The 24,234-nt window shown below is 67.2% G+C and carries 19 protein-coding genes; 16 read left to right on the plus strand and 3 right to left on the minus strand.

Annotated features, from left to right (window positions below):
- Nucleotides 1-80 precede the first annotated feature (80 nt).
- The 6 genes from AC5P76_RS13105 to zipA all read left to right on the plus strand — a co-directional run bounded on the left by AC5P76_RS13105 (nucleotide 81) and on the right by zipA (nucleotide 6,384).
- The gene (locus AC5P76_RS13105) at nucleotides 81-419 is read left to right on the plus strand and encodes a HesB/IscA family protein (RefSeq protein ID WP_053515449.1); all 339 of its coding nucleotides are present in this window, start codon (nucleotides 81-83) and stop codon (nucleotides 417-419) included.
- Nucleotides 420-624: 205 nt separating this feature from the next.
- Nucleotides 625-1,062, plus strand: coding sequence for a 30S ribosomal protein S6 (gene rpsF, locus AC5P76_RS13110; RefSeq protein ID WP_053515451.1), 438 nt, complete (start codon nucleotides 625-627; stop codon nucleotides 1,060-1,062).
- A gap of 11 nt (nucleotides 1,063-1,073) precedes the next feature.
- Complete coding sequence (gene rpsR, locus AC5P76_RS13115) at nucleotides 1,074-1,304, plus strand: 30S ribosomal protein S18 (RefSeq protein WP_002804494.1); 231 nt, start codon at nucleotides 1,074-1,076, stop codon at nucleotides 1,302-1,304.
- A 104-nt stretch (nucleotides 1,305-1,408) separates the two neighbouring features.
- A complete protein-coding gene (rplI, locus tag AC5P76_RS13120) occupies nucleotides 1,409-1,858 on the plus strand; it encodes a 50S ribosomal protein L9 (protein ID WP_053515452.1) in 450 nt (149 codons plus the stop codon).
- A gap of 235 nt (nucleotides 1,859-2,093) precedes the next feature.
- The gene (gene smc / locus AC5P76_RS13125) at nucleotides 2,094-5,597 is read left to right on the plus strand and encodes a chromosome segregation protein SMC (protein ID WP_164152480.1); all 3,504 of its coding nucleotides are present in this window, start codon (nucleotides 2,094-2,096) and stop codon (nucleotides 5,595-5,597) included.
- 46 nt (nucleotides 5,598-5,643) lie between these two features.
- Nucleotides 5,644-6,384 carry a cell division protein ZipA gene (gene zipA, locus AC5P76_RS13130; protein WP_053515456.1) on the plus strand — a complete coding sequence of 247 codons (741 nt, stop codon included), beginning with the start codon at nucleotides 5,644-5,646 and terminating at the stop codon, nucleotides 6,382-6,384.
- 76 nt (nucleotides 6,385-6,460) lie between these two features.
- Here the strand turns inward: zipA and AC5P76_RS13135 are convergent, their stop codons facing one another.
- Nucleotides 6,461-7,591, minus strand: a complete 1,131-nt coding sequence (locus tag AC5P76_RS13135) for a pyridoxal phosphate-dependent aminotransferase (protein WP_495222768.1) — start codon at nucleotides 7,589-7,591, stop codon at nucleotides 6,461-6,463.
- A 158-nt stretch (nucleotides 7,592-7,749) separates the two neighbouring features.
- Between AC5P76_RS13135 and ligA the strand changes: the two genes are divergently transcribed.
- The 8 genes from ligA to AC5P76_RS13175 all read left to right on the plus strand — a co-directional run bounded on the left by ligA (nucleotide 7,750) and on the right by AC5P76_RS13175 (nucleotide 19,895).
- Nucleotides 7,750-10,221, plus strand: a complete 2,472-nt coding sequence (gene ligA, locus AC5P76_RS13140; protein WP_263178406.1) for an NAD-dependent DNA ligase LigA — start codon at nucleotides 7,750-7,752, stop codon at nucleotides 10,219-10,221.
- A 52-nt stretch (nucleotides 10,222-10,273) separates the two neighbouring features.
- On the plus strand, nucleotides 10,274-10,759 hold the full coding sequence (locus tag AC5P76_RS13145; protein ID WP_053515463.1) for a GNAT family N-acetyltransferase: 486 nt from the start codon (nucleotides 10,274-10,276) through the stop codon (nucleotides 10,757-10,759).
- Nucleotides 10,756-11,712, plus strand: coding sequence for an EF-P lysine aminoacylase EpmA (epmA, locus tag AC5P76_RS13150; protein ID WP_263174980.1), 957 nt, complete (start codon nucleotides 10,756-10,758; stop codon nucleotides 11,710-11,712). Before AC5P76_RS13145 ends, epmA begins: the two co-directional genes overlap by 4 nt.
- 139 nt (nucleotides 11,713-11,851) lie before the next feature.
- Nucleotides 11,852-12,580 (plus strand): DUF3011 domain-containing protein, encoded by a 729-nt coding sequence (locus tag AC5P76_RS13155; RefSeq protein WP_081279796.1) that lies wholly within the window; start codon nucleotides 11,852-11,854, stop codon nucleotides 12,578-12,580.
- 47 nt (nucleotides 12,581-12,627) lie between these two features.
- A complete protein-coding gene (gene mtnA, locus AC5P76_RS13160) occupies nucleotides 12,628-13,692 on the plus strand; it encodes an S-methyl-5-thioribose-1-phosphate isomerase (protein ID WP_065176042.1) in 1,065 nt (354 codons plus the stop codon).
- A 247-nt stretch (nucleotides 13,693-13,939) separates the two neighbouring features.
- Nucleotides 13,940-16,654 carry a DNA gyrase subunit A gene (gene gyrA, locus AC5P76_RS13165; RefSeq protein ID WP_065182897.1) on the plus strand — a complete coding sequence of 905 codons (2,715 nt, stop codon included), beginning with the start codon at nucleotides 13,940-13,942 and terminating at the stop codon, nucleotides 16,652-16,654.
- 132 nt (nucleotides 16,655-16,786) lie between these two features.
- Complete coding sequence (locus AC5P76_RS13170; RefSeq protein WP_263174977.1) at nucleotides 16,787-19,312, plus strand: membrane-bound PQQ-dependent dehydrogenase, glucose/quinate/shikimate family; 2,526 nt, start codon at nucleotides 16,787-16,789, stop codon at nucleotides 19,310-19,312.
- Between the two features lie 112 nt (nucleotides 19,313-19,424).
- Nucleotides 19,425-19,895 carry an REP-associated tyrosine transposase gene (locus tag AC5P76_RS13175; RefSeq protein ID WP_263174975.1) on the plus strand — a complete coding sequence of 157 codons (471 nt, stop codon included), beginning with the start codon at nucleotides 19,425-19,427 and terminating at the stop codon, nucleotides 19,893-19,895.
- 11 nt (nucleotides 19,896-19,906) lie between these two features.
- On the opposite strand, the gene AC5P76_RS13180 is transcribed toward AC5P76_RS13175, so the two are convergent.
- Together AC5P76_RS13180 and AC5P76_RS13185 are read right to left on the minus strand one after the other, a co-directional pair.
- Nucleotides 19,907-20,299 carry a DUF3037 domain-containing protein gene (locus AC5P76_RS13180; protein WP_053515475.1) on the minus strand — a complete coding sequence of 131 codons (393 nt, stop codon included), beginning with the start codon at nucleotides 20,297-20,299 and terminating at the stop codon, nucleotides 19,907-19,909.
- On the minus strand, nucleotides 20,277-21,053 hold the full coding sequence (locus tag AC5P76_RS13185; RefSeq protein WP_053515477.1) for a HipA family kinase: 777 nt from the start codon (nucleotides 21,051-21,053) through the stop codon (nucleotides 20,277-20,279). The genes AC5P76_RS13180 and AC5P76_RS13185 overlap by 23 nt, the downstream gene beginning before the upstream one ends.
- Nucleotides 21,054-21,274: 221 nt before the next feature.
- On the opposite strand from AC5P76_RS13185, the gene AC5P76_RS13190 reads away from it, so the two are divergent.
- Nucleotides 21,275-21,604: a hypothetical protein gene (locus AC5P76_RS13190; protein WP_495222769.1), complete on the plus strand. Its 330-nt coding sequence runs from the start codon at nucleotides 21,275-21,277 to the stop codon at nucleotides 21,602-21,604.
- A gap of 125 nt (nucleotides 21,605-21,729) precedes the next feature.
- Nucleotides 21,730-24,192: a S9 family peptidase gene (locus AC5P76_RS13195; RefSeq protein WP_197571576.1), complete on the plus strand. Its 2,463-nt coding sequence runs from the start codon at nucleotides 21,730-21,732 to the stop codon at nucleotides 24,190-24,192.
- Nucleotides 24,193-24,234 lie beyond the last annotated feature (42 nt).

The raw sequence follows: 24,234 nt of genomic DNA on the forward strand, positions 1-24,234 counted from the left end.
ACCGGTTGCAGCGTTCTGCTTGCGAGGCATTTCTGCGGCCCAACCTCCCTATAATGTCCCTGTTCCTCTGGAGTAGTCCCATGGCTGTCAGCCTGACCCCCATTGCCTTCGAGCGCGTGCAGCGCTTCGTCGCCCAGACCCCGGGCGCGCTGGGCCTGCGCTTCGGCGTGACCAAGACCGGCTGCTCCGGCTGGGGCCACGTGACCGACCTGGCCCGTGACGAGCGCGAGGGCGATACGGTGTTCGACCAGGACGGCGTGAAGATCTACGTCGATGCACAGAGCCTGGCCCTGGTCGACGGCACCGTGATCGACTTCGGCAAGCACGGCCTGAGCGAGACCTTCACGTTCAGCAACCCGAACGCGACCGCCGAGTGCGGCTGCGGCGAGAGCTTCACCACCGACGCCGACAAGGCCTGAGGGCCGCTTCCCCGGGGTCGTGCCGGCCGGTCCTCGGGCAGGTCCCGGTGCTGCCGGGTTCAGGTTCGGCCACGGTTGCCCGGTTGCCCCATCTGCGCCATAATGCGCGGCTTCCTGCCTTCCTGGCGGGAACCCTTGCCCCACCGCGGTCTCAACGGCGGGGGGCTGTCCGGCCGCAAGGCCACATCCGAAAGGTAGAAAAAACATGAGTCGTCATTACGAAATCGTGTTCATGGTCCACCCGGACCAGAGCGAGCAGGTCCCGGCCATGATCGAGCGCTACAAGTCGCTGGTCGAGAACGGCAACGGCACCATCCACCGTCTGGAAGACTGGGGCCGCCGCCAGCTGGCATACCCGATCCAGAACCTGGTGAAGGCGCACTACGTGCTGCTGAACATCGAAGCCGACCAGGCCGTGCTGAACGAGCTGACCGAAAGCTTCCGCTTCAACGACGCCGTGCTGCGCAACCTGGTCATCAAGCGTGACGAGGCTGACACCGAGCAGTCGCTGATCATGAAGAGCAAGGACGAGAAGGGTGACAAGCCGGAGCGCGGTGAGCGCCGTCGTCGTGACGACGAAGAAGGCGAGTCCACCACCACCGCTGACAACGAAGCCGGCGAAGACGCCGCTTCCGCCGCCTAAGGAGCCTTCCCATGTCCAAGTTCTTCCGTCGCCGCAAGTTCTGCAAGTTCACGGCTGAAGGTGTCAAGGAGATCGACTACAAGGATCTCAACACCCTGCGCCAGTACCTGACCGAGAACGGCAAGATCGTGCCGAGCCGCGTCACCGGTACCAAGTCGAAGTACCAGCGTCAGCTGGCGACCGCCGTCAAGCGCGCTCGCTTCCTGGCCCTGATTCCGTACACCGACAACCACGACGTCTGATGCCCGGCGGGGTGGCCGCGTGCCGCCCCGTTGTGCCAGCTATTCGGACAGCCTTTGTTGCGGGGCATCGCCTCGCTAACGAATAACTTATCTGGAGTAAAACCATGCAGCTGATCCTCCTGCAGAAGGTCACCAACCTCGGCAACCTGGGTGACCTGGTCACCGTCAAGCCGGGCTACGGCCGCAACTTCCTCGTGCCGCAGGGCAAGGCCGTGCCGGCCACCGAGAGCAACAAGGCAGAGTTCGAAGCCAAGCGCGCCGAGTACGAAGCCAAGGCCCAGTCCATCCACGCCGAGGCTGAAGCCCGCAAGGCGAAGCTGGAAGGCGCGAGCGTCACCATCGCCGCCAATGCTTCGACCGAAGGCAAGCTGTACGGCTCGGTCGGCCCGCGCGACATCGCCGAGGCCTTCACCGCCGCCGGCCTGCCGCTGGAAAAGAGCGAAGTCATCCTGGGCGAAGGCGCGTTCCGCAACATCGGCGAGTACGACGTGCTGATCCACCTGCACGCCGACGTCGAGACCACCGTCAAGGTCGTCGTCGAAGCCGAAGCCTGATCCCACGCCGCAAGGCCTGGCATCACCGCAGAACGGGCGCCCGCGAGGGTGCCCGTTTTGTTTTGTCGGCCCGCCCGGCAGGCGCGCGGGCCCCGATGTTCCACGCCCATTCGTAGAACACGGCCACATCGGTATACTCAGGGCGTCACACCCGTTCCACGGTCGGCGATCCCAGCAGGATCAATGACTTGGAGGGTAAACGCAGGCCGCTTGCCGGCCCCAGTCCGGAACCCCTATGCGTCTTTCCACGATCAAGCTGTCCGGCTTCAAGTCTTTCGTCGATCCGACCACCCTGCATCTGCCGACCAACATGACCGGCGTGGTGGGGCCCAATGGCTGCGGCAAGTCGAACATCATCGACGCCGTGCGCTGGGTCATGGGCGAAAGTTCGGCCAGCCGCCTGCGCGGCGACTCGCTGACCGACGTGATCTTCTCCGGTTCCAACGCCCGCAAGCCCGTCTCGCAGGCCACGGTCGAGCTGATCTTCGACAACTCCGACCACACCATCTCCGGCGAGTACGCCTCGTTCAACGAGATCTCGGTCAAGCGCACGGTCAGCCGCGACGGCACCAGCAACTACTACCTCAACGGCACCAAGTGCCGCCGCCGCGACATCACCGATCTTTTCCTGGGGACCGGCTTGGGCCCGCGCAGCTACTCGATCATCGAACAGGGCATGATCAGCCAGATCATCGAGGCGCGTCCCGAGGATCTGCGCGTCTACCTGGAAGAGGCGGCCGGAATCTCCAAGTACAAGGAGCGGCGCAAGGAAACCGAAACCCGCATCCGCCACACCCGCGAGAACCTTGATCGCCTGGGCGACCTGCGTGAGGAGATCAGCAAGCAGCTCGAGCACCTCAAGCGCCAGGCCCGGCAGGCGGAGCAGTACCAGGCGTTGCAGGAAGAGCGCCGGGTCAAGGATGCCGAGTGGAAGGCGCTGGAGTTCCGAGGCCTCGATGGGCGCCTGTCGAAGCTTCGCGAGGGCCTGTCGCAGGAAGAAACCCGGCTTCAGCAGCTGATCGCGGACCAGCGCGACGCCGAGGCCCGCATCGAGACCTCGCGCATGCGCCGCGAGGAAGCGGCCGACGCACTCAATACCGCGCAGGCCGCGGTCTACCAGGTCGGTAGTACCTTGGCCCGACTGGAGCAGCAGATCCAGCACCAGCGCGAGCTGTCGCAGCGCCTGCACAAGGCCCGCGACGAGACGCGGCAGGCATTGGCCGAGCTGGGCCAGCACATCAGTGGCGATGAGGCCAAGCTGATGGTGCTGCGCGAGGCGGTGGACGCCGCGACCCCGCAGCTGGAGGCGCTGCAGGAAGAGAACGAGATCAAGCAGGAAAGCCTGCGCGAGGCCGAAGCCCGCCTGGCCGACTGGCAGCACCGCTGGGAACAGCACACCTCACAGAGTTCTGAGGCCTCGCGCGCCGGCGATGTCGAGCGCACCCGCGTGGACTACCTGGACCGGCAGATCCTCGACGCCGACCGGCGTCGCGAGGCGCTGGCCGCCGAGCGTGCCGGGCTGGACGTGGACGCGCTGGAAGAAGCCTTCGAGCAGCTGCACCTGCAGCACGACACGCAGAAGACCGCACTGGACGAGCTGAGCGAACAGGTCGAGCAGCGCAAGCAGGGCGTGGCCACCGTGCAGGAACAGCAGCGCAACGGTCAGAACGAACTGGCCGAACTGCGCAAGCAGGTCAATGGCCTGCGCGGTCGCCTGGCATCGCTGGAAACCCTGCAGCAGGCCGCACTCGGCCAGGAGCAGGGCGCCGCGGTTGCCTGGTTGAAGGCGCGCGGGCTGGATTCGGCCGCGCGCGTGGGCGAGCGCCTGGATGTCGATGCCGGTTGGGAAAATGCGGTGGAAAGCGCCCTCGGCCAGCTGATCGAAGGCGTGCTGGTGGACGACCCGGCAGGCCTGGTCGATGCGCTGGGCGAACTGGGCGAAGGCCGCATCGCACTGGTGTCTGACGATGCCAGCGATCTGGACGTCGCCGCGACATCGCTGGCCGCGCGCGTGCGCGGACCGACGGCGATCCGACGCCTGCTGGCGCATTTGCATGGCGCGCGGGATCTGGACGAGGCCCGTGCCCTGCAGGCCCGGCTGCCCGCCGGTGATTCGATCATCACCCAGAGCGGTGAGCGTCTCGGCCAGGGCTGGGTGCGCGTGTCGCGCTCCGGTGCGGCCAAGCAGGGTGCGCTGCTGCGCGAGCGCGAGATCAATGAGCTGCGCGAGCAGATCGAACAGCTGCAGAACCGTGAGGTCGAGCTGGAAGATCAGCTGTCCGGCTTCCGCGAGCAGCTGCTGGCCGCCGAGCAGCAACGCGAAGATGCGCAACGGGCGCTGTACCTCGCGCATCGTGCGGTATCCGAGCTGGCGGGTCAGCTTCAGGGCCAGCAGGGAAAGGTGGAGGCCGCACGCACGCGCATCGATCGCATCGAAGGCGAGCTGAGCCAACTGCTGGAGACCCTCGAGGTCAACCGCGAGCAGGCGCGCGAGGCACGTTCGCGGCTGGAGAGTGCCGTCAGCAGCATGGGCGATCTGGAATCGACCCGGCAGGCCCTGGAAAGCGAACGCCGGCAGCTGGCCGAAGCACGCGACCTCGCCCGCGAAGCCGCACGGGCGGTGCGCGAACGCTCGCATTCGCTGGCACTGACCCTGGAATCGCAGCGCGCACAGGTGGCATCGCTGAGCCAGGCGCTGGAGCGCATGAGCACCCAGCGCGGGCAGCTGGATTCGCGCCTGGGCGAACTGCATTCGCAGCTGGACGAGGGTGATTCGCCGGTCGAATCGCTGCAGGCCGAGCACCAGAATGCGCTGGAAGAGCGCGTGCGTGCCGACCGTGTCCTGGCCGAAGCGCGTACCCTGCTTGATGGCATCGACGCCGAGCTGCGCAATTTCGAACAGACCCGCCACCAGCGTGATGAGCAGGCGCTGGCGCAGCGCGAGCGTATTTCCCAGCGGAAGCTGGACCAGCAGGCCCTGGTACTCAGTGCTGACACCCTGCAGGCTGCGGTGGAGAAGGCCGGCTTCGTGATGGCCGACCTGCTCAACGCATTGCCCGAGGACGCCCGCCTGGGGGACTGGGAGCAGGCCGTGCACCAGATCGACGGTCGCATGCGCCGGCTGGAGCCGGTCAACCTGGCGGCGATCCACGAGTATGGCGAGGCATCGCAGCGGTCGGAGTATCTCGATTCGCAGCATGTGGACCTGACCACGGCGCTGGAGACCCTGGAAGACGCCATCCGCAAGATCGACCGCGAAACCCGCGGCCGATTCAAGGATACGTTCGACCGGGTCAACGCCGGTGTGCAGGCCCTCTATCCGCGCCTGTTCGGCGGTGGCCATGCCTATCTGGAACTGACCGGTGAAGATCTGCTCGACACCGGCGTGACCATCATGGCGCGTCCGCCGGGCAAGCGCGTATCCAGCATCTCGCTGCTGTCCGGCGGCGAGAAGGCGATGACCGCGGTGGCGCTGGTGTTCGCGATCTTCCAGCTCAATCCGGCGCCGTTCTGCCTGCTGGACGAAGTGGACGCACCGCTGGACGAGGCCAACGTGGGCCGCCTGGCCAACATGGTCAAGGAAATGAGCGAGAAGGTGCAGTTCCTGTTCGTCAGCCACAACAAGGCGACGATGGAAGCTGCGCAGCAGCTGTCGGGCGTGACCATGCGCGAGCCGGGCGTCAGCCGCCTGGTCAGCGTGGACCTGGAAGAGGCCGCGCGATTGGCGGGCGCGGCCTGACGTGCCATCCTAGTTACCTGAATGAACTAGCCGGAGAACCTATCGAATGTCCGACACGGCACTGTTGCGCATCGGCATCCTGGCCGCCGGCCTGCTGTTGATCGCCGCGATCTTCCTGTTTGGCCGTCCGAAGAAGAAGCCCCAGGGCCGCCGCGTGGAAGGCACCGAACCGACCAGCAGCGAGCGCCGCGAACCGGTCCTGGGCGAGGACGGCGTACCGTTGGCCGATACCCGCCTCGATCCGGCACTGGGCGAAGAGGGTCAACAGGCCGAGCTGGGCCTGGCCGACACCGAAGCCGGCGCGGCCAGCGACCTGGGCAAGCGCGCCACCCAGGATTTCGACAAGATCGTCTCGCTGTTCGTGGCCGCGCGGGCCGGCGAGCAGCTGCGGGGCGAGGACATCGTCGTGGCGGCCGAGAAAACCGGTCTGGTGTTCGGCCACATGAACGTGTTCCATCGTCTGGTGGAGGGCCATCCGGAACGGGGGCCGATCTTCTCGATGGCCAGCATCATGAAGCCGGGCAGTTTCGACATGGCCAACATCCGTGCCATGGAGACACCGGCCATCGCCTTCTTCCTGACCCTGCCGGCGCCGCTGACCGCGCTCGATGCCTGGGAGAAGATGCTGCCGACCGTGCAGCGCATGGCCGAGCTGCTGGATGGCGTGGTGCTGGACGACAGCCGCAACGCGCTCGGCCGCCAGCGCATCGCCCACATCCGTGACGAGCTGCGTGCCTATGACCGCCAGCACCAGGCGCCGCCCCTGACCAAGACCCCGCGCTGGTAAGCGCGGTCATCCCGGGTATGCCGACCCACGGTCGGCACCCACCACCACAGCAGATCCATCGCCTGCGTGGATGAAGTCAGGAAGGCACCCCGGCGACCTGGGCGAACGCGGCGCGGAACGCTGCCATCTCCTCCTCGGTGCCAACGGTCACACGGACGCGCTGCGGCCAGATCGGCCAGCTGCGACCGATCACCACACCCTGTGCGGCCATCGCCCTGGCAAAGGCGGCACCGTCGCGCTGGACGTCCACCACGAAACAGTTCGCTTCCGACGGCAGGCAGCTGAAGCCACGCTTGCCCAGCCAGGCGATGGTCGCCTGCCGGATCTTCGCGTTCTGCAGACGGCGCTGCGGAACCAGCTGCGGATCGTGCAGGCTGGCCAGAGCGGCCGCCAGCGCCGGCACCGGCAACGGGTTGTCGCCGAGGCTGCCCAGCTCGCGCAGGCGATCGGGATGGGCCGCTGCCGCGCCCAGGCGCAGTCCGGCCATGCCATACAGCTTGGAGAAGGTGCGCAGCACGATCAGGTCATCGCGCTCGGCCACCTGCGCGATCAGGCTCGGCTGGTCGCTGTACTGCAGGTACGCTTCGTCCACCAGCACCCGGGTTCCGGCGGGCTTGCTGGCCAGCAGCCAGGCGAGCTCGGCGGGCGGGCTGATCGAACCCGTGGGGTTGTTGGGGTTGCACACATACATCAGCCCGGTCGGGCGCGCGTGCGCGGCAGCCACCATCGCGCGCACATCGTGCGCGCCGTCGCTGCGCAGAGGCACTCGGCTGACCTGTGCGCCCCGCGCGGCGGCCACGTCGCCAATCGCCTCGAAGGTCGGATCAGCCACGACCAGGCCCTGCTGCGGGCCGGTCCAGATTGCGGCGGCACGGTTCAGGGGCTCGCTGGAGCCCGGGTACAGGCGCAGGTGATCGGCACTGACGCCGCTGAGTTCGACGAATGCATCACGGACCTGCGCCGCCAGCTCGAAGCGGTAGCGGCCGCAGCGCGCGATGCTGTCGCGAGCGGCCGATTGCGCAGCGGCGGAAGGCCCATACGGGCATTCATTGAAGTTCAGCAGCACCGGCCCATCGGCGCGCGGCGACGCGGGAGCCGCAGCCGGGGCGGTTTGCGCGTATCCCAGGCCCGGCAGGCCACTGCCGGCGACGGCGAGGCCGGCACCGGCCAGCTGCAGGAAGCGACGACGGGAGGCAGGCAGGGTCATGGGCAGGTTTCCGGAGGGCGGCCGACGCACGCTAGCGCTGCCGGTGGAGGGCGGCAAGCCCGTCTTTCGCGGAGCGGGGCCCGGCGCTGCCGGGGCGGGGACGTTACAGGGCATGATGGCCCGGCGCGGTAGAATCCCCAGCCGCCCCAGAATCACCGATCACGATGAGCCCCAGCCCCGCCGAACGCGTCGATGAACTCCGCCGGCAGATCGCCCAGGCCAACCGCGCCTATCACGAGCTGGATGCGCCGGAGATCCCCGACGTCGATTACGACCGGCTGGTGCGCGAGCTGGAAGCACTGGAACGCGCGCACCCCGAACTGGCCCGCACGGACAGCCCGACCCAGCAGGTCGGCGCGCGTCCCTCCGGGCGTTTCGCTGAAGTCCGCCACGCGGTGCCGATGCTGTCGTTGTCCAATGCCTTCAGCGATGAGGAGGTGACCGACTTCGTGCGCCGCATCGACGAACGCCTGCGACGCGGTGCCGCGCGCTTTTCGGCGGAGCCGAAGATGGACGGGCTGGCGATCAGCCTGCGCTACGAGGATGGACATTTCGTTCTGGGTGCGACCCGCGGCGATGGCACGACCGGCGAAGACGTCACGGCCAACCTGCGCGAGATCGGCGACATCCCCCGGCGTCTGCACGGCAAGGGCTGGCCGGACGTGCTGGAAGTGCGCGGTGAGGTCTACATGGCCCGTGCCGACTTTGAAGCCTACAACGATCGCGCCCGGCTGCATGGCGGCAAGGTACTGGCCAACCCGCGCAATGCGGCGGCCGGGTCGCTGCGGCAGCTCGACCCGAAGATCAGCGCACAGCGCAAGCTCAGCTTCTTCGCCTACGGCACCGGAGAAGTGCAGGGCGGCGAACTGCCCGATACCCATTCGGGCACGCTCGCGCAGCTGGGTGCCTGGGGCTTCCCGGTCAGTGATCTGTGCAGGGTGGTGGAAGGTGCCGATGGGTTGCTGGCCTACTACCGCGATATCGGCGCACGCCGCGATGGCCTGCCCTTCGACATCGATGGCGTGGTCTACAAGCTGGACGACCGCGCTGGCCAGCAGGCGATGGGTTTCGTCTCGCGCGCACCGCGCTGGGCCATCGCGCACAAGTTCCCGGCGCAGGAACAGAGCACCACGCTGGAAGCGATCGAAATCCAGATCGGCCGCACCGGCGCTGCCACTCCGGTCGCGCGCCTGGCGCCGGTCGCCGTGGCCGGCGTGATCGTCTCCAACGCAACCCTGCACAATGCGGACCAGATCGAGCGCCTGGACGTGCGGGTGGGTGACAGCGTGATCGTGCGCCGTGCCGGCGACGTGATTCCCGAAGTGGTCAGCGTCATCCTCGACCGCCGGCCGCCGGGCACCACGCCGTGGCAGATGCCCACGCGCTGCCCGGTCTGTGGCTCGGAGATCGTGCGCGAAGAGGGCGCGGCCGCGTGGCGCTGCTCCGGTGAGTTGTCGTGCCCGGCGCAGCGCAAGGAGGCCATCGCCCATTTCGCTTCACGTCGCGCGATGGATATCGATGGCCTGGGTGACAAGTACATCGAAACCCTGGTGGATGCCGGCATCGTCAAGGGCGTGGCGGACCTGTACCGGCTCACCCGCGACCAGCTGCTGCACCTGAAGCTGGTGCTCGACGCGGAAGATCCGTCCGCGCTGGCCGCCAGCCTGGCGCCGCACCTGCCGGCCGAAGGCAGCGGCACCGTGCTCAATGCCGTGCTCAAGCTCGATGGCAACGATGTGGCCTGGCGCGCGCAGGCACTGGCGCAGCCGGCCAGCTTCGAGTGGAACACGAAGAAGATCGCGACCCGCTGGGCCGACAACCTCATCGCCGCGATCGACACCAGTCGTGCCACCACGCTGGAACGGCTGTTGTTCGCGCTGGGCATCGAACATGTCGGCGAAAGCACGGCCAAGGCGTTGGCGCAGTGGTTCGGTGATCTGGCCTTGATCCGACGGCTGCCCTGGCCACTGTTCAAGCGCGTGCCGGACATCGGTGGCGAAGTGGCACGTTCGCTCGGTCACTTCTTCGAGCAGCAGGGCAACCAGCAGGCCATCGACGATCTGCTGCAGGTCGGCCAGGTGCGCATCAGCGACGTGCATCCGCCCAGTGCGAAGCTGCGTGAGGGGCTGGACCTGGCTCAGCTGCTGGTGGAATCGGAGATCCCCGGCATCACCCGCCTGCGCGCGGAAAAGCTGGTGGCGGTGCTGCCCAGCGCGCAGGCCGTGCTTGATGCCGAGCATGGCCAGTTCGTCAATGCCGGATTGCCCGAGGACACCGCGCGCGGCCTTGCCCAGTGGCTGGAAGCGGACAGCCATGGCGTGATGCTGCTGGCTGCCGAGGAGGCGATGCAGCAGATCCTGGCCAAGGCGCCCGCGCTGACCGAAATCGTCGCCGGTCCGCTCGACGGGCAGACCGTGGTCCTGACCGGCACCCTGGCCCAGCTCACCCGCGATGTGGCCAAGGAGCGACTGGAGGCGCTGGGAGCCAAGGTGTCCGGCAGCGTGTCGAAGAAGACCCACTTCGTGGTGGCGGGTACCGAAGCCGGCTCCAAGCTGGACAAGGCGCAGGCCCTGGGAGTGCCGGTGTGGGACGAAGCGCGCCTGCTGGCCTTCCTCGCCGACCACGAATGATCACCCTGCCGGGCGTGACATGCGCCCGGCCCGAAACAGCAAAGGATTCCCGATGCAGACTGCCCCGCTGGACTTCCGCCTGGCCACCCGCGCCGACGAGGAACTGCTGATCTCGCTGATGCGCGCGTTCTACGCCGAGGACAGGATCGAGTTCGACGACGTGCGCGTGCGTCGCGGTGTCGATGCACTGCTGGCCGATCCGCGCAACGGCGAAGTGCTGCTGTGGCTGGACGAAGCCGGTCAGGTGGTCGGCTATGCGGTGATCGCGATGGGCTTCAGCCTGGAGCAGGGCGGGCATTTCATGCTGCTTGACGAGCTCTATCTGGGGCCGCGGGCACGCGGCCGTGGCCGGGGCAAGCAGGCGCTGGCCATCTGCGAACAGCGTGCACGCGGACGCGGGGTCAGCCGCCTGCGCCTGGAGGTGAACCACCACAACGAACTGGCGCGTCGGCTGTACCTGGCCAGTGGCTACATCGATGACACCCGCGACCTGCTGACCCTGCCGCTGGATCACCCGCGCCCGGAGGGCATCCTGTGAGCGACGCCCTGCGGCGCAAACTGCAGCAGCGTGCCGCGCTGAACGCACTGGTGCGCCGCTTCTTCGCAGAGCGTGACGTGCTGGAGGTGGAGACACCGATCCTGTCGGTGGCCGGTAATACCGAGCCCAACATCGACAGCTTCCATACCGACTTCAGCGGCCATGTCGACGCCGGCGGCCGCCGTCGCTGGCTGCGTACGTCGCCGGAGTACCCGCTCAAGCGGCTGCTCGCTGCCGGTGTCGGCGACTGCTACGAACTGGGGCGGGTGTTCCGCAACGGCGAGGCCGGCGGGCGCCATAACCCGGAGTTCACCCTGCTGGAGTGGTACCGGGTTGGCTGGGACCATCACCGGCTGGTGCAGGAAACCGCGGAGCTGGTCCGCCTGGCTCTGGGCCTGGTTGGACGCAGCGCCAGCCTGCGTGTGCTGAGCTACCGCGAGCTGTTCCAGCAGCAGGTGGGCGTGGATCCGTTCCAGACCGATGAGGCCGGGCTGCGCGCTGCGCTGGGTGACGTGCATATCGACCCGGTCGGGCTGACCCGCGACGACTGGCTGGATCTGCTGATGACCCATCGCATCCAACCGCATTTCGATGACGCAGTCATGACCGTTGTCCACGACTGGCCGGCGAGCCAGGCAGCACTGGCCCGCATCCGCCCTGGTACGCCGCCGCTGGCCGAGCGGTTCGAGCTGTACCTGGGGGCCGTGGAGCTGGCCAACGGCTATCACGAACTGAACGATGCCGACGAACAACGGGCGCGTTTCCAGCACGACCTGCAGCGCCGCCATGCGCGCGGGCAGGTGCAGCCGGCGCTGGACGAGGCACTGCTGGCGGCGCTGCCCGCGATGCCTGCGTGTGCGGGAGTTGCGGTCGGCATCGATCGCCTGTTGATGGCGATGAACCGCACGCCCCGCATCGCCGACGTGCTGGCCTTCGATTTCGCCGGCGCCTGAGCGCACGCGGCTTTCTGAACCAGACAGACTGAACGGATTGCCGCGTCCGCGCGCTTGATTCAGCAAGCACGATGATGCTCTCATCACTCCCGATGCCAGACACTGGCATGGCAGTTCGTCCAGTCCTATGGGGAAGGCTTTGGTCAAGTGGTTTGCGGTTGTGGCGGCACCGGTCTACTCCATTGCGATGTGGGGAGTGCTGACGCCGTTGCCGGCATCGGCGCAGCAGGCCGGCTATGACGGCGAAGTCGTCACCTGCGAGTCACGCGACATGGCCTGGGTGCACTGCGATATAGATGTCAGCAACGGCGTCGATCTGGTTCGCCAGTTGTCCAGCAACAGCTGTATCCGTGGCAGCGAATGGGGCACCGACCGCAGCGGCGTGTGGGTCACGCTCGGCTGCCGTGCCGAGTTCCGGGCGCGCCCGGCGCAGGGAGTGGCTGCGGCCGAGCCAGGCAGCAAGCGCAAGGTGCGCCGCGTGGTCCGCTGTGAATCCAATGGCCGTCCGCAGAGTTGTCCGGTGCGTCTGGACGGCGCACCGGTGCGCCTGCTGCGGCAGCTGTCGGTGCTGCCATGCCGGGAAGGGCAGGGCTGGGGTTACAAGCGCAACGAGGTGTGGACCAGCCGTGGCTGCCAGGGCGATTTCGAGGTGGCCGATGAGCAGGGCCGTTTCGTCGACGTGCCGCGCCGGCTGACCTGCGAATCCAAATCGAAGAAGCGCCGTTTCTGCGGCGCCAGCATCTCCGTCGGTGCCGCGGTGCGACAGCAGCTGTCCAGCACCGAGTGCGTGGAAGGCAGCACCTGGGGCTGGAGCCGCAACGGCATCTGGGTGGACGGTGGTTGCCGCGCCGAATTCTCGGTGAATTGAATCCGGCCGGGTGCCTGCGCGAGGGGGCGTGGCCCTACAATGGGCCCATGAACACTGCCACCGACCTCGATTACGCCCGCTACGACCACATCCGCCCGATCCTGTGGACCGGCGATGCCCTGCAACTGCTGGACCAGCGCAAGCTGCCGTTCGTGGTCGAGCATGTGGTATGCCGGGACAGCGATGAAGTCGCCGCGGCCATCCACGCCCTGACCGTACGTGGCGCCCCGGCCATCGGCATCGCGGCTGCCTGGGGCGTGGTGCTGGCGGCGCGTGAGGTGCAGGCGGCCGATGGCCCGCTCGCCCTGCAGCAGCTTGAGCCGGCGCTGCAGCGGCTGAACGCCTCACGCCCGACCGCCGTCAACCTGGCCTGGGCACTGGCGCGGATGCGTCGTTGCCTGGGCAGCGCCGGTGCGGACTGGAAGACGCTGCTTGAAGCGGAAGCACGGGCCATCGCCGAGGAAGACCTGGCCGCCAACCGCCACATGGGGGCGCTCGGCGCCGGCCTGATCGATGCCGGCAGCGGCGTGCTGACCCACTGCAATACCGGCTCGCTGGCCACCGCCGGCTTCGGCACCGCGCTGGGCGTGATCCGCGCCGGCATGGCCCAGCACCGGATCGCCCGCGTGTTCGCCGGCGAGACCCGTCCGTGGCTGCAGGGCGCGCGCCTGACCGTCTGGGAACTGCAGCAGGATGGCATCGACGCCACCCTGATCGCCGATTCGGCCGCCTCGCACCTGATGAAGACCGGGGCCGTGCAGTGGGTGATCGTCGGCGCCGACCGCATCTGCGCCAATGGCGATACCGCCAACAAGATCGGCACCTACCAGCTGGCCATCGCCGCGCGCCACCATGGCGTGAAATTCATGGTCGTGGCGCCGTCCTCGACGGTCGACATGGAGACCGTCGACGGCAGCCAGATCGAGATCGAACAGCGCGATCCGGGCGAGCTGTACGGCGTGGGCGGGACGCGCACGGTGGCCGAAGGCATCGCCGCCTGGAACCCGGTGTTCGACGTCACCCCGGGCGAGCTGATCGACGCAATCGTGACCGAGCGCGGCGTGATCCTGAACCCGACCGTGGAGAACATGCGCGCCGCCTTCGGCGGTTGAGACGCACAGGCGGTCTGCGCCGCGGGAGCCGGGCGCATCTTCCGGGTTCGCCGCGGCCGGCCCCGGGCGTGGCCCGATGGGCCCCGTCCTGCCCCTAAGTTCCTGATTTGTGCCGGTAAAACCCCTGTAAACACAGGCGGGGAATGGTCCGATGTGGTAGTATCCACAGGTTGAATCGAGGTTCCGGCATGGTCACCCCCGCAGGTGTCCGCGCCGGACTGGACCGCTACCAGACAACGGAACCCGAATGGCAGAAACCGCCAAGGAAATCATCCAGGTCAACCTGGAAGACGAGATGCGCAAGAGCTACCTCGATTACGCCATGAGCGTGATCGTGGGCCGCGCGCTCCCGGATGCGCGCGATGGCCTCAAGCCGGTGCATCGCCGCGTGCTGTACGCGATGAACGAGCTCAACGCGCACAGCAACAAGCCCTACTTCAAGTCGGCGCGTATCGTCGGTGACGTCATCGGTAAGTACCATCCGCATGGCGATCAGTCGGTGTACGACACGCTGGTGCGCCTGGCCCAGCCGTTCTCGCTGCGTTACATGCTGGTCGACGGCCAGGGTAACTTCGGTTCGATCGACGGTGACTCCGCCGCGGCGATGCGATACACCGAAGCGCGCATGTCGCGCCTCGCGCATGAGCTGATGGCCGACATCGACAAGGAAACCGTCGATTTCCAGCCCAACTACGACGAGAAGGAACTGGAGCCGACGGTCATGCCGACCCGGTTCCCGAACCTGCTGGTCAACGGTTCGGCCGGTATCGCGGTGGGCATGGCGACCAACATCCCGCCGCACAACCTGAGCGAATCGATCAATGCCTGCATCGCGCTGATCGACAACCCGGAAATCGACGTCGACGGCCTGATGGAGTACATCCCGGGCCCGGATTTCCCGACTGCGGGCATCATCAACGGCACCGCCGGCATCGTCGCCGGCTACCGTACCGGCCGTGGCCGCGTGCGCATCCGCGCCAAGGCGGATATCGAAGTGGCCGACAACGGCCGCGAATCGATCATCGTCACTGAAATTCCTTACCAGGTGAACAAGGCGCGTCTGATCGAGAAGATCGCCGAGCTGGTCAAGGAGAAGAAGATCGAAGGCATCAGCGAGCTGCGCGATGAGTCCGACAAGGACGGCATGCGCATCTACATCGAGATCAAGCGCGGTGAATCTGCCGAGGTTGTGCTGAACAACCTGTACCAGCAGACGCAGATGGAATCGGTGTTCGGCATCAACATGGTGGCGCTGGTCGACGGCCGCCCGCAGTTGATGAACCTCAAGCAGATGCTGGAGGCATTCGTCCGCCACCGTCGCGAGGTGGTCACCCGCCGCACCGTGTTCGAGCTGCGCAAGGCGCGTGCCCGTGCCCACGTGCTGGAAGGCCTGACCGTCGCGCTGGCCAACATCGACGAGATGATCGAGCTGATCAAGACCTCGCCCAATCCCAACGAGGCGCGCGAACGCATGCTCGCCCGCCTGTGGGAGCCGGGCCTGGTCGGGGCCATGCTGGGTGCTGCCGGTGCCGAGGCCTCGCGCCCGGAGGACCTGCCCAAGGGCGTGGGCCTGATCGAGGGCGGCTACCAGCTGACCGAGATCCAGGCCACCCAGATCCTGGAAATGCGCCTGCACCGCCTGACCGGGCTGGAGCAGGATCGCCTGACCGACGAGTACAAGCAGCTGCTGGAAGTGATCGCCGGTCTGATCCACATCCTGGAAGATCCCGATCGCCTGCTGCAGGTGATCCGCGAGGAGCTGGTCAGCGTCAAGGCCGAGTTCGGCGACGAGCGTCGCACCGAGATCCGCCACAGCGAAGAAGACCTGGACATCCTCGACCTGATCGCCCCGGAAGACGTGGTGGTCACCCTGTCGCACGCCGGCTACGTCAAGCGCCAGCCGGTCAGCGCCTACCGCGCCCAGCGTCGTGGCGGCCGTGGCCGCAGCGCGGCGGCGACCAAGGAAGAGGATTTCATCGAACAGCTGTGGCTGGTCAACACGCACGACACCCTGTTGACCTTCACCAGTTCAGGCAAGGTGTTCTGGCTGCCGGTGTACCAGCTGCCCGAAGCCGGCTCCAACGCACGCGGCCGGCCGATCATCAACTGGATTCCGCTGGAACCGGGTGAGCGCGTACAGGCCGTGTTGCCGGTGCGCGAATACGCCGATGGCCAGTTCGTGTTCTTCGCCACGAAGAACGGCACGGTCAAGAAGACCCCGCTGGGCGAATTCGCCTTCCGTCTGGCCCGCGGCAAGATCGCGATCAACCTTGACGAGGGCGATGCGCTGGTTGGCGTCGGCCTGACCGATGGCGAGCGTGACATCCTGCTGTTCGCCTCCAACGGCAAGACCGTGCGTTTCGGCGAGGACAAGGTCCGCTCGATGGGCCGTACCGCCACCGGCGTGCGCGGCATCAGGATGCCGCCCGGCGAGGAAGTGGTCAGCCTGATCGTGGCCGAGAGTGCCGGTGGTGCCGAGGACGAGAACGAGGACGACAACGGTATCGAGGAAGCGGTCGCCAATGGCGATGCGGTGATCGACGGTGCCGACGACGCCAACCTGCAGTACATCCTCACCGCCACCGAGAACGGTTACGGCAAGCGCACCCCGCTGCCGGACTATCCGCGCAAGGGGCGTGGTACCCAGGGCGTGATCGGCATCCAGACCACCGAGCGCAACGGCAAGCTGGTCGCCGCGGTGCTGATGGGCTCCAGCGATGAAGTGCTGCTGATCTCCGATGGCGGCACGCTGGTGCGCACGCGCGGTTCGGAAATCAGCCGCGTGGGCCGCAACACCCAGGGCGTCACCCTGATCCGCCTGTCCAAGGACGAGAAGCTGCAGGCGGTGGAGCGCATGGATGCCTCGATCGACGAGGACGAGGACGAGGTGGCCGCGGTCGCCCCGGCCACGGCCGAAGGCGCCCCGGCTGCCACCGGCAGCGAGGATGCCGCGCAGGAGTGATCCGGTCGCGCTGACGAGGTACCCGACGACGCCGGCCCCGTGCCGGCGTCGTCGTATGCGGGAGCATGGAATACGCACGCGCTTCACGGCGGCGGTGGGATAAGGGCAGCATGCTGCTCCCGGAGATCGCCGATGTCCGCCACGCCGCAGTCCGCGCCGGCGCCTGTGCGCCGCCACCCTCTGGTCACGGTCCTGTCGCTGCTGCTGGTCATCCTGGGCCTGGTGATCGGCGGGCTGGGTGCATGGCTGTTCCAGCTGGGGGGCTCGGCCTATTACCTCATCGCCGGCTGTGGCCTGCTGGCCAGCGGCATTCTGCTGTGGCTCAACCGTCGCAGCGGTGCGCTGCTGTACGCGCTGGTGTTCGTCGGCACGCTGCTGTGGACGGGGTGGGAATCGGGCAGCGATTACTGGCGCTGGGTGCCACGGCTGGGGCTGGTCACCGCGCTGGGCATCGTTCTGGCGCTGCTGACGCCGACGTTGCGCGCGCCGCTGTCCAAACGGCTGTCGCGCAGCATCGCCGCCGTGTTGCTGCTGGTGTTCGTCGGCGCGTTTGCCCTGGCGTTCAGTCCGCACGGCAGCGTGGACGGCCATGCGCCGTTCCCGGAAGCAGCCTTCAGCGCAGGCCTGGAGCCGACCCGCGACACCACCGGCCTGCAGCCGGCCGACCAGCCCGCCGAGGGTGACTGGCCCGCCTGGGGCCGCAGCAACGCCGCCACCCGCTTCTCGCCGCTGCAGCAGATCACGCCCGCCAACGTGGCTACCCTGCAACTGGCCTGGCAGTTCCGCACCGGCGACCTGCCGAAGAAGCGCTGGGGTGCCGAGACCACGCCGTTGAAGATCGGCGACCGGCTGTACCTGTGCACGGCACGTAACCGCCTGATCGCCCTCGAGGCCAGCACTGGCAAGGCGCTGTGGCGGTTCGATCCAAAGGTGAAGGACGCCTCCATTCCGTACACCGCCGCCTGCCGTGGGGTGTCCTACTACGAGCAGCCCGCCGTGCCGGTATTCGCCGATGCGGCATTGGCGGATGTGGCTGCCGATCTCGCCTTGCCCCTGCCACCTCCCAGCGTTCGACCGGGCGCGGCGGCGGGCGCGCGGCCTGCCTGCTGGGCGCGCGTCATCGAAGGCACGCTGGACGGACGCATCATCGCAGTGGATGCCGACAGCGGTCGGCCGTGCGTCAATTTCGGCAACAACGGCCAGATCGACATCACCCTCGACATGGGCGAGGTGCCGCCGGGCTATGTCTCGATCACCTCGCCGCCGGCCATCGTGCGCGGCGTGATCGTCACCGGTCACCAGGTGCTGGACGGGCAGCGCCGAGACGCGCCTTCCGGCGTGATCCAGGCCTATGACGCGATCACCGGCAAGCTGCGCTGGGCGTGGGACATGGAGCGGCCCGAGCGCACCGGTCCGCCACCCCGCGAGCAGGTCTATACCCGGGGTACGCCGAACATGTGGACCACCGCCACCGGCGATGAACAACTGGGCCTGGTCTACCTGCCGTTGGGCAATGCCGCCGGCGACTACTGGAGCGGCTCGCGCAGCGAGCAACAGAACCGCTATGCCACCTCGCTGGTGGCACTCGACGTGGCCACCGGCAAGCCGGTCTGGCATTTCCAGGCCGTACGCAAGGATGTCTGGGACTACGACCTCGGTTCGCAGGCCAGCCTGATCGATTTTCCGACCGCGGCAGGCAAGGTGCCCGCGATCCTGCTGCCGACCAAGCAGGGTGACCTGTACATCCTCGACCGGCGCAACGGCCGGCTGCTGACACCTGCCGAAGAGCGCAGGGTTCCGCAGGGCGGCGTGGAACCGGAGCAGCGCTCGCCAACGCAGCTGTTCTCGCTCTATCACACCCTGCGGCGCGAGCAGCCGCTGACCGAGCGTGACATGTGGGGCATCACGCCGATCGATCAGCTGGTCTGCCGCATCCAGTTCCGCAGGGCGCACTACCAGGGCTTCTACACGCCGCCCACCAGTGATCGCCATTCCATCGAGTATCCCGGTTACAACGGTGGCTCGGACTGGGGTGGCGTGGCCATCGATACCCGCCGGGGCGTGATCGTGGCCAACTACAACGACATGCCCAACTACAACCGGCTGGTACCGCGTGCCGAGGCCGACCGACGGGGATGGCTGCCGCGTGAGCAGATCCGCGCCGACCGCGGCGCTGGCGAAGGGGCAGGCGACCCGCAGGTGGGTACGCCGTATGCCATCGACGTCAATGCAGGATGGCGGCTGCCATTGACCGGCCTGTCGTGCAAACAGCCGCCGTATGGCGGCATCCGCGCGATCGATCTGCGCACGGGCACGCTGCTGTGGGACCGGCCGTTCGGAAGCGCGCGCGGCAACGGCCCGTTCGGCATCCGCTCCGGCCTGCCGATCGAGATCGGAACGCCCAACAATGGCGGTGCGGTGATCACTGCCAGCGGCCTGGTGTTCATCGCCGCCGCGACCGACGATCTGCTGCGCGCCATCGATCTGAAGACGGGCCGGGAACTGTGGCATGCCAGGCTGCCTGCCGGGGGCCAGGCCACCCCGATGATCTACGAGCAGGGGGGACGCCAGTACGTGGTGATCGTCGCGGCAGGCCATCACTTCATGGAGACCCGTCCCGGCGATTACGTGATGGCGTTTGCCCTGCCCGAACATTGAGCATCGTTCGCGGCGGGGCCTGTCCGCCGATTCCCGGAAGCGGCGATTTCCCACCCGATGACGTGGTGTCCACCGATGCAGTAGCGGTGTGCCGGCGGGCACGCTGTTGCGCATGCCCAGCCTGTCGAACCCTGTCAGCCGCGAGCCCATCATGGGCAATGTCCATCTGCTCACCTTGACCTGCTGCAATCGGCAGCGCCTGTTCGAGAACGCGGCGCATGCGGATGTCGCGATGCAGCTGTTGGCTGCGATGGACCGCGAGGGGCTGACCACCTCGCTGGCCTGGCTTGTCATGCCCGACCACGTGCGATGGCTGGCGCAGCTGCGTGGCCATCCACCCGGATACTGCGTACAGCGCTTCAAAGCGCGCAGCAGCTTCCTGATCAACCGCCATCGCGGCCGCAACGGAGCGGTCTGGCAGGCCGGCTATTTCGATCAGGTGATCGACAATGATGCTTCGTTGCCTGTGCGGGCCCGGCAGGTGCTCGCTCACCCGGTCAGTGCGGGGCTGGCCAGGCAGGTGGGCGAGTATCCCCATGGCTGGTGTCGCTGGCCGCTGCAGGACGCCGCGATTGCGCGGTAGTGGCTGGCGTGTTACTGCGGCACCCGTACCATCTTCGTCATCAAATGTTCGACCACACCCGCCGGGTTGGCTGTGCGGCCCACATGCGTGCTGGACATCTGCACGATCGAGCTGCGTTTGGCGGTGAGGAAATGGAAGCGTGCGCGTGCCGGAAGCTGCGCGATGGGGCCGGCGGTGGCATCGCCGCGGCAGATGGCCACGATGGCATCCAGCCACGGTTGCAGCGCCTGCTGGTCCAGCGCCGGTGCGAACGCCTGCAGGCGTGCCGGGTCGATCTCGATGGCTGCTTCAAGATGACGCGCACCGGGACAGGACACGATCACCCCGACGTTGATGAATTCCTCGCGCTCCACCCGCGGTACAACGCGGATGACCGCATAGTCATACGTGTGCAGCGTGGGCACGGATGGCCTCCTGCACGAACACCGCACGCACCTTCAGGCGATGCTTGAGATAGTCGATGTAGCCCTGGCGGTAGGCCTGAGGGCTGTCGAACGCTGGCTCGTTGACCAGCCAGCTGTCTGGCACGAGGCCGACGATCCGCTCGATCTCGGCATCGGTCAGGCGAGCCGCCAGCTCGGCATCCACCTCGGCGATGCGGCTGGCGAACGACAGCAGCACGTGGTCGCGGATCAGCACGAACGGCCTTTCGCACGCATCGCCGGCGTTGGCCCAGTCGTGGTGGAAATACATCGCTGCACCGTGGTCGATCAGGTACAGCTGGCGGTGCCACACCATCAGGTTCGGGTTGCGCGTGGTGCGATCGACATTGCTGGTGAATGCATCGAACCAGACGATGCGCGACGCCAGGTCGGCGTCCACCGGCATGGCCGCCGGGTCGTAGTTGATCGCGCCGGGCAGGTAATCCAGGCCCAGGTTCAGGCCCTCGCTGGCGCGGATCAGTTCCTGGATCTCCGGATCCGGTTCGGTACGCGCGAACTCGCTGTCCAGTTCGACGAACAGCAGTTCGGGAATCGGCAGGCCCAAGGTACGGGCCATTTCACCTGCGATCAGTTCGGCGATCAGGGCCTTGGGCCCCTGGCCCGCACCCCGGAACTTGAGTACGGCCATGCCGTCGTCGTCGGTCTCGACCACGGCCGGCAGGGAGCCGCCCTCCCGCAGGGGCGTAATGTAACGAAGAGCATTCACGGTGCGCATGCGCGCATTCTAGCGTGGCACACGGTGCTGCATCGCATGCGCCGCAGAGCACACGCCGCGCATGCCGACGCAACGCAGGCAATGCTGAATGCACGCTGCGCAATGTGCCGCGCTTCACACGATCCTCCGGACGGCGCGGGCAACATGCTGTCCATGGCGTTCGCGGAAACGCCGCGCGGATCCTGCTCCACGATGTCTCCACCAGATGCGGAGGTACAGGGATGAGCGACCAACTGAATGCGGCACTGCCGCCTCTGGATGATGCCAAGGCCGAAGAAATGATCGGCAAGGTAGTGCTGGTGGGCGTCACCCGTTACGGCGGTGACGGGCAGGTTCAAGGGCTGGAGCAGTATGCCGGCAGGGTGCTGCGCATCAGCGCGTTCGAAGGCGTGGTGCTTGCCGACGAGAACGATGGCCACGAGCGCTACCTGCCGCCCATGCTCGACCAGTACCTGCCAGCCCAGCCGGGCGAGTACTGCATGCGCTCCAACGGGATGATCGTGGTGGACCCGGACTATCTGGCCACCTGGGACCTGCACGCCCGGCAGTAGTGACCCGGCCTGCGCTTTGCCTTATCCGGTGACTAGCCCATCCGGCCCATTGAACGCGGGCCGGGCGGTGCTAGATTCGGCGCATGCCCGCTTCGCGGGCAGCCCGACACTACCAGGGGATAAGGATGCTCATCCGTCGTACCTCTCTGGCGGCTGCCATTGCCGTCGTTGCCGTCACGCTGTTGTCTGCAGGCCCGGCATGGGCCGACTATGCCAAGCCGCCGGAGCATCTGCTGAAGGTGCTGAAGGCACCGCCGCCGCCAATGCCGAACGTGGACCCCAGTGGCCAGCGTCTGTTGCTGACCACCGCGCAGACCTATCCGTCGATCAGCCGGGTGGCGCAGCCCTACCTGAAACTGGCCGGCGTGCGCTTGGAGCCGAAGAACCGCAGCCGTCATGACACGCCCGGAGGCTATGGCATACCGGCCTGCGTGGCCGACTTCACCCTGGTCGAGATCGGCAGCGGCAAGGAGACCAAGGTCAACCTGCCGCAGGGCTGCGCCGGTGGCGCGCTGTGGTCGGCCGACGGCAGCCACTTCGCGTTCCAGAATGCAGTCGAGACCAGCGTGCAGCTGTGGGTGGGCGATGCCGCCACCGGTCAGGTCAAGCAGGTACCGAACGTCCAGCTGAACCCGATTTTCGGCAGCACCGTGCAGTGGCTGGGTGGCAGTCAGGCACTGCTGGTGAAGCTGGTACCGGCCAACCAGGGGCCGGCGCCGTCCAATGGCGGCGTGCCGACCGGACCCGATGCACAGGAGTCGCTCGGCAGCAGTGGCGAGAGCAGCACCTATGAGGCACGCGACACGCTGACCAGCGTGCATGATGAAGCGTTGTTCGCCTACTACGGGGCCTCGCAGCTGGCGGTGGTGGATACCGCGGCGGGCACCGTGCGAACGGTCGGCCAGCCGGCCATCTACAACGATGTCAGTGCGGCGCCAGACGGCGTGCATGTGCTGACCGAGTCGATCAAGCCACCGTTCTCGCATGCGGTTACCTACCAGCGTTTCGCCAACGACGTCGCGGTACTGGATGTCAGCAGTGGGCGCACGACCACCATCGCCCGCCTGCCGTTGGCCGACCGCGTGCCGGTGCACGGCGTGCCGGAGGGGCCGCGCGGTTTCGACTGGCGCTCCACCGATCCGGCGACGCTGGTGTATGCCGAAGCACTGGACAAGGGCGACTGGAAAGTGAGTGTGCCGCACCGTGACCGCGTGCTCATGCTCAAGGCGCCGTTCACCGGCAAGCCGGTGGAGATCGCCCGTACCGCGCAGCGCTTCGAAGGCATTGCCTGGACGGCGGACCCGGCCGTGTCGTTCCAGTTCGAGAATGACGAGAACCGGCACTGGGTGCAGACCCGCATCGTCGATGTGGACAAGCCCCGGCAGGAGGGCCGCCTGTTGTGGGACATGTCCAGCGACGAGCTGTACGGCGATCCGGGCAACCTGGTGTTCAAGCGCCTGCCCAATGGCGCACCGGTGGTGCGGCAGGAAGGGACGTACGTGTTCCTGCGCGGGCAGGGCGCTTCGCCGCAGGGGGATCGCCCGTTCCTGGACCGTCTGGACCTGGCCACACTGAAGAGTGAGCGCCTGTTCCGCAGCGATGCCGATGCCTACGAGCAGTTCCTGGGCTTCAGCAATACGCCCGGCCGCTACCTGACGTGGCACCAGTCGGTGATGGACCCGCCGAACGCCTTCCTGCGCCAGCAGGGCGATGCTGTGGCGGACGCCAAGCAGGGCGAGGCGCAGTACACCTCCACCGCGACGGCCCTGACGAAGCTGGTCGATCCCACGCCTGAAGTGCGGCAGATCAAGAAGCAGCTGGTGACCTACAAGCGCGCCGACGGCGTGGACCTGTCGTTCACCCTGTACACGCCGCCCGGCTACCGGGAAGGCCAGCGCGTGCCGGCCATCCTCTACGCCTATCCGGCAGACTTCGCCAATGCCGCGCAGGCCGGGCAGGTCTCCGGTTCGCAGCAGACGTTCACCCGCCTGCAGCCGTACCGCCTGATGCTGCTGGCCGGCTACGCGATCATCGACAATGCCTCGTTCCCGATTGTCGGTGATCCCAGGAACGCCTACGACACCTACCTGGAGCAGTTGGAAGCCGATGCCAAGGCGGCCGTGGACAAGGCCGTCGACATGGGCGTGGTGGATCGCAACCGGATCGGCGTGACCGGCCACAGCCACGGCGGCCTGATGACCGCGAACCTGATCGCGCATACCACCCTGTTCAAGGCGGGCGTGGCGACCAGCGGCTCCTACAACAAGACCTTCACTCCGTTCGGGTTCCAGAACGAGCGGCGTTCGGTCTGGCAGGCACAGGATGTCTACCTGAAGGCATCGCCGTTCTTCTACGCCGACAAGATCAAGCTGCCGTTGCTGCTGGTGCATGGCGAGGACGATGCCAATCCGGGTACCGAGCCGTTCCAGTCGCGCAAGCTGTACCAGGCGATCCGTGGCAACGGCGGCACCACCCGCCTGGTGATGCTGCCGAACGAGCCGCACTGGTATACGGCGCTGGAGTCGAACGAGCAGCTGGTGGCGGAGATGCTCAACTGGTTCGACACCTACGTGAAGAACGCCAAGTGAGGAATGGAAAGGCCGCCTTCGGGCGGCCTTCCTGCATCCTGT

Source organism: Stenotrophomonas sp. YJH_SMC_36, from assembly GCF_059369935.1.

Bases quoted from the DNA above. Each gene is read 5' to 3' on its own strand.
- AC5P76_RS13170 (WP_263174977.1), top strand. From the start codon at position 16,787: ATGTCCGCCACGCCGCAGTCCGCGCCGGCGCCTGTGCGCCGCCACCCT.
- AC5P76_RS13175 (WP_263174975.1), top strand. From the start codon at position 19,425: ATGCCCAGCCTGTCGAACCCTGTCAGCCGCGAGCCCATCATGGGCAAT.
- AC5P76_RS13190 (WP_495222769.1), top strand. From the start codon at position 21,275: ATGAGCGACCAACTGAATGCGGCACTGCCGCCTCTGGATGATGCCAAG.
- AC5P76_RS13185 (WP_053515477.1), bottom strand. From the start codon at position 21,053: ATGCGCACCGTGAATGCTCTTCGTTACATTACGCCCCTGCGGGAGGGC.
- smc (WP_164152480.1), top strand. From the start codon at position 2,094: ATGCGTCTTTCCACGATCAAGCTGTCCGGCTTCAAGTCTTTCGTCGAT.
- AC5P76_RS13105 (WP_053515449.1), top strand. From the start codon at position 81: ATGGCTGTCAGCCTGACCCCCATTGCCTTCGAGCGCGTGCAGCGCTTC.
- rpsR (WP_002804494.1), top strand. From the start codon at position 1,074: ATGTCCAAGTTCTTCCGTCGCCGCAAGTTCTGCAAGTTCACGGCTGAA.
- rplI (WP_053515452.1), top strand. From the start codon at position 1,409: ATGCAGCTGATCCTCCTGCAGAAGGTCACCAACCTCGGCAACCTGGGT.
- AC5P76_RS13195 (WP_197571576.1), top strand. From the start codon at position 21,730: ATGCTCATCCGTCGTACCTCTCTGGCGGCTGCCATTGCCGTCGTTGCC.
- gyrA (WP_065182897.1), top strand. From the start codon at position 13,940: ATGGCAGAAACCGCCAAGGAAATCATCCAGGTCAACCTGGAAGACGAG.
- zipA (WP_053515456.1), top strand. From the start codon at position 5,644: ATGTCCGACACGGCACTGTTGCGCATCGGCATCCTGGCCGCCGGCCTG.
- AC5P76_RS13135 (WP_495222768.1), bottom strand. From the start codon at position 7,591: ATGACCCTGCCTGCCTCCCGTCGTCGCTTCCTGCAGCTGGCCGGTGCC.
- rpsF (WP_053515451.1), top strand. From the start codon at position 625: ATGAGTCGTCATTACGAAATCGTGTTCATGGTCCACCCGGACCAGAGC.
- mtnA (WP_065176042.1), top strand. From the start codon at position 12,628: ATGAACACTGCCACCGACCTCGATTACGCCCGCTACGACCACATCCGC.
- AC5P76_RS13145 (WP_053515463.1), top strand. From the start codon at position 10,274: ATGCAGACTGCCCCGCTGGACTTCCGCCTGGCCACCCGCGCCGACGAG.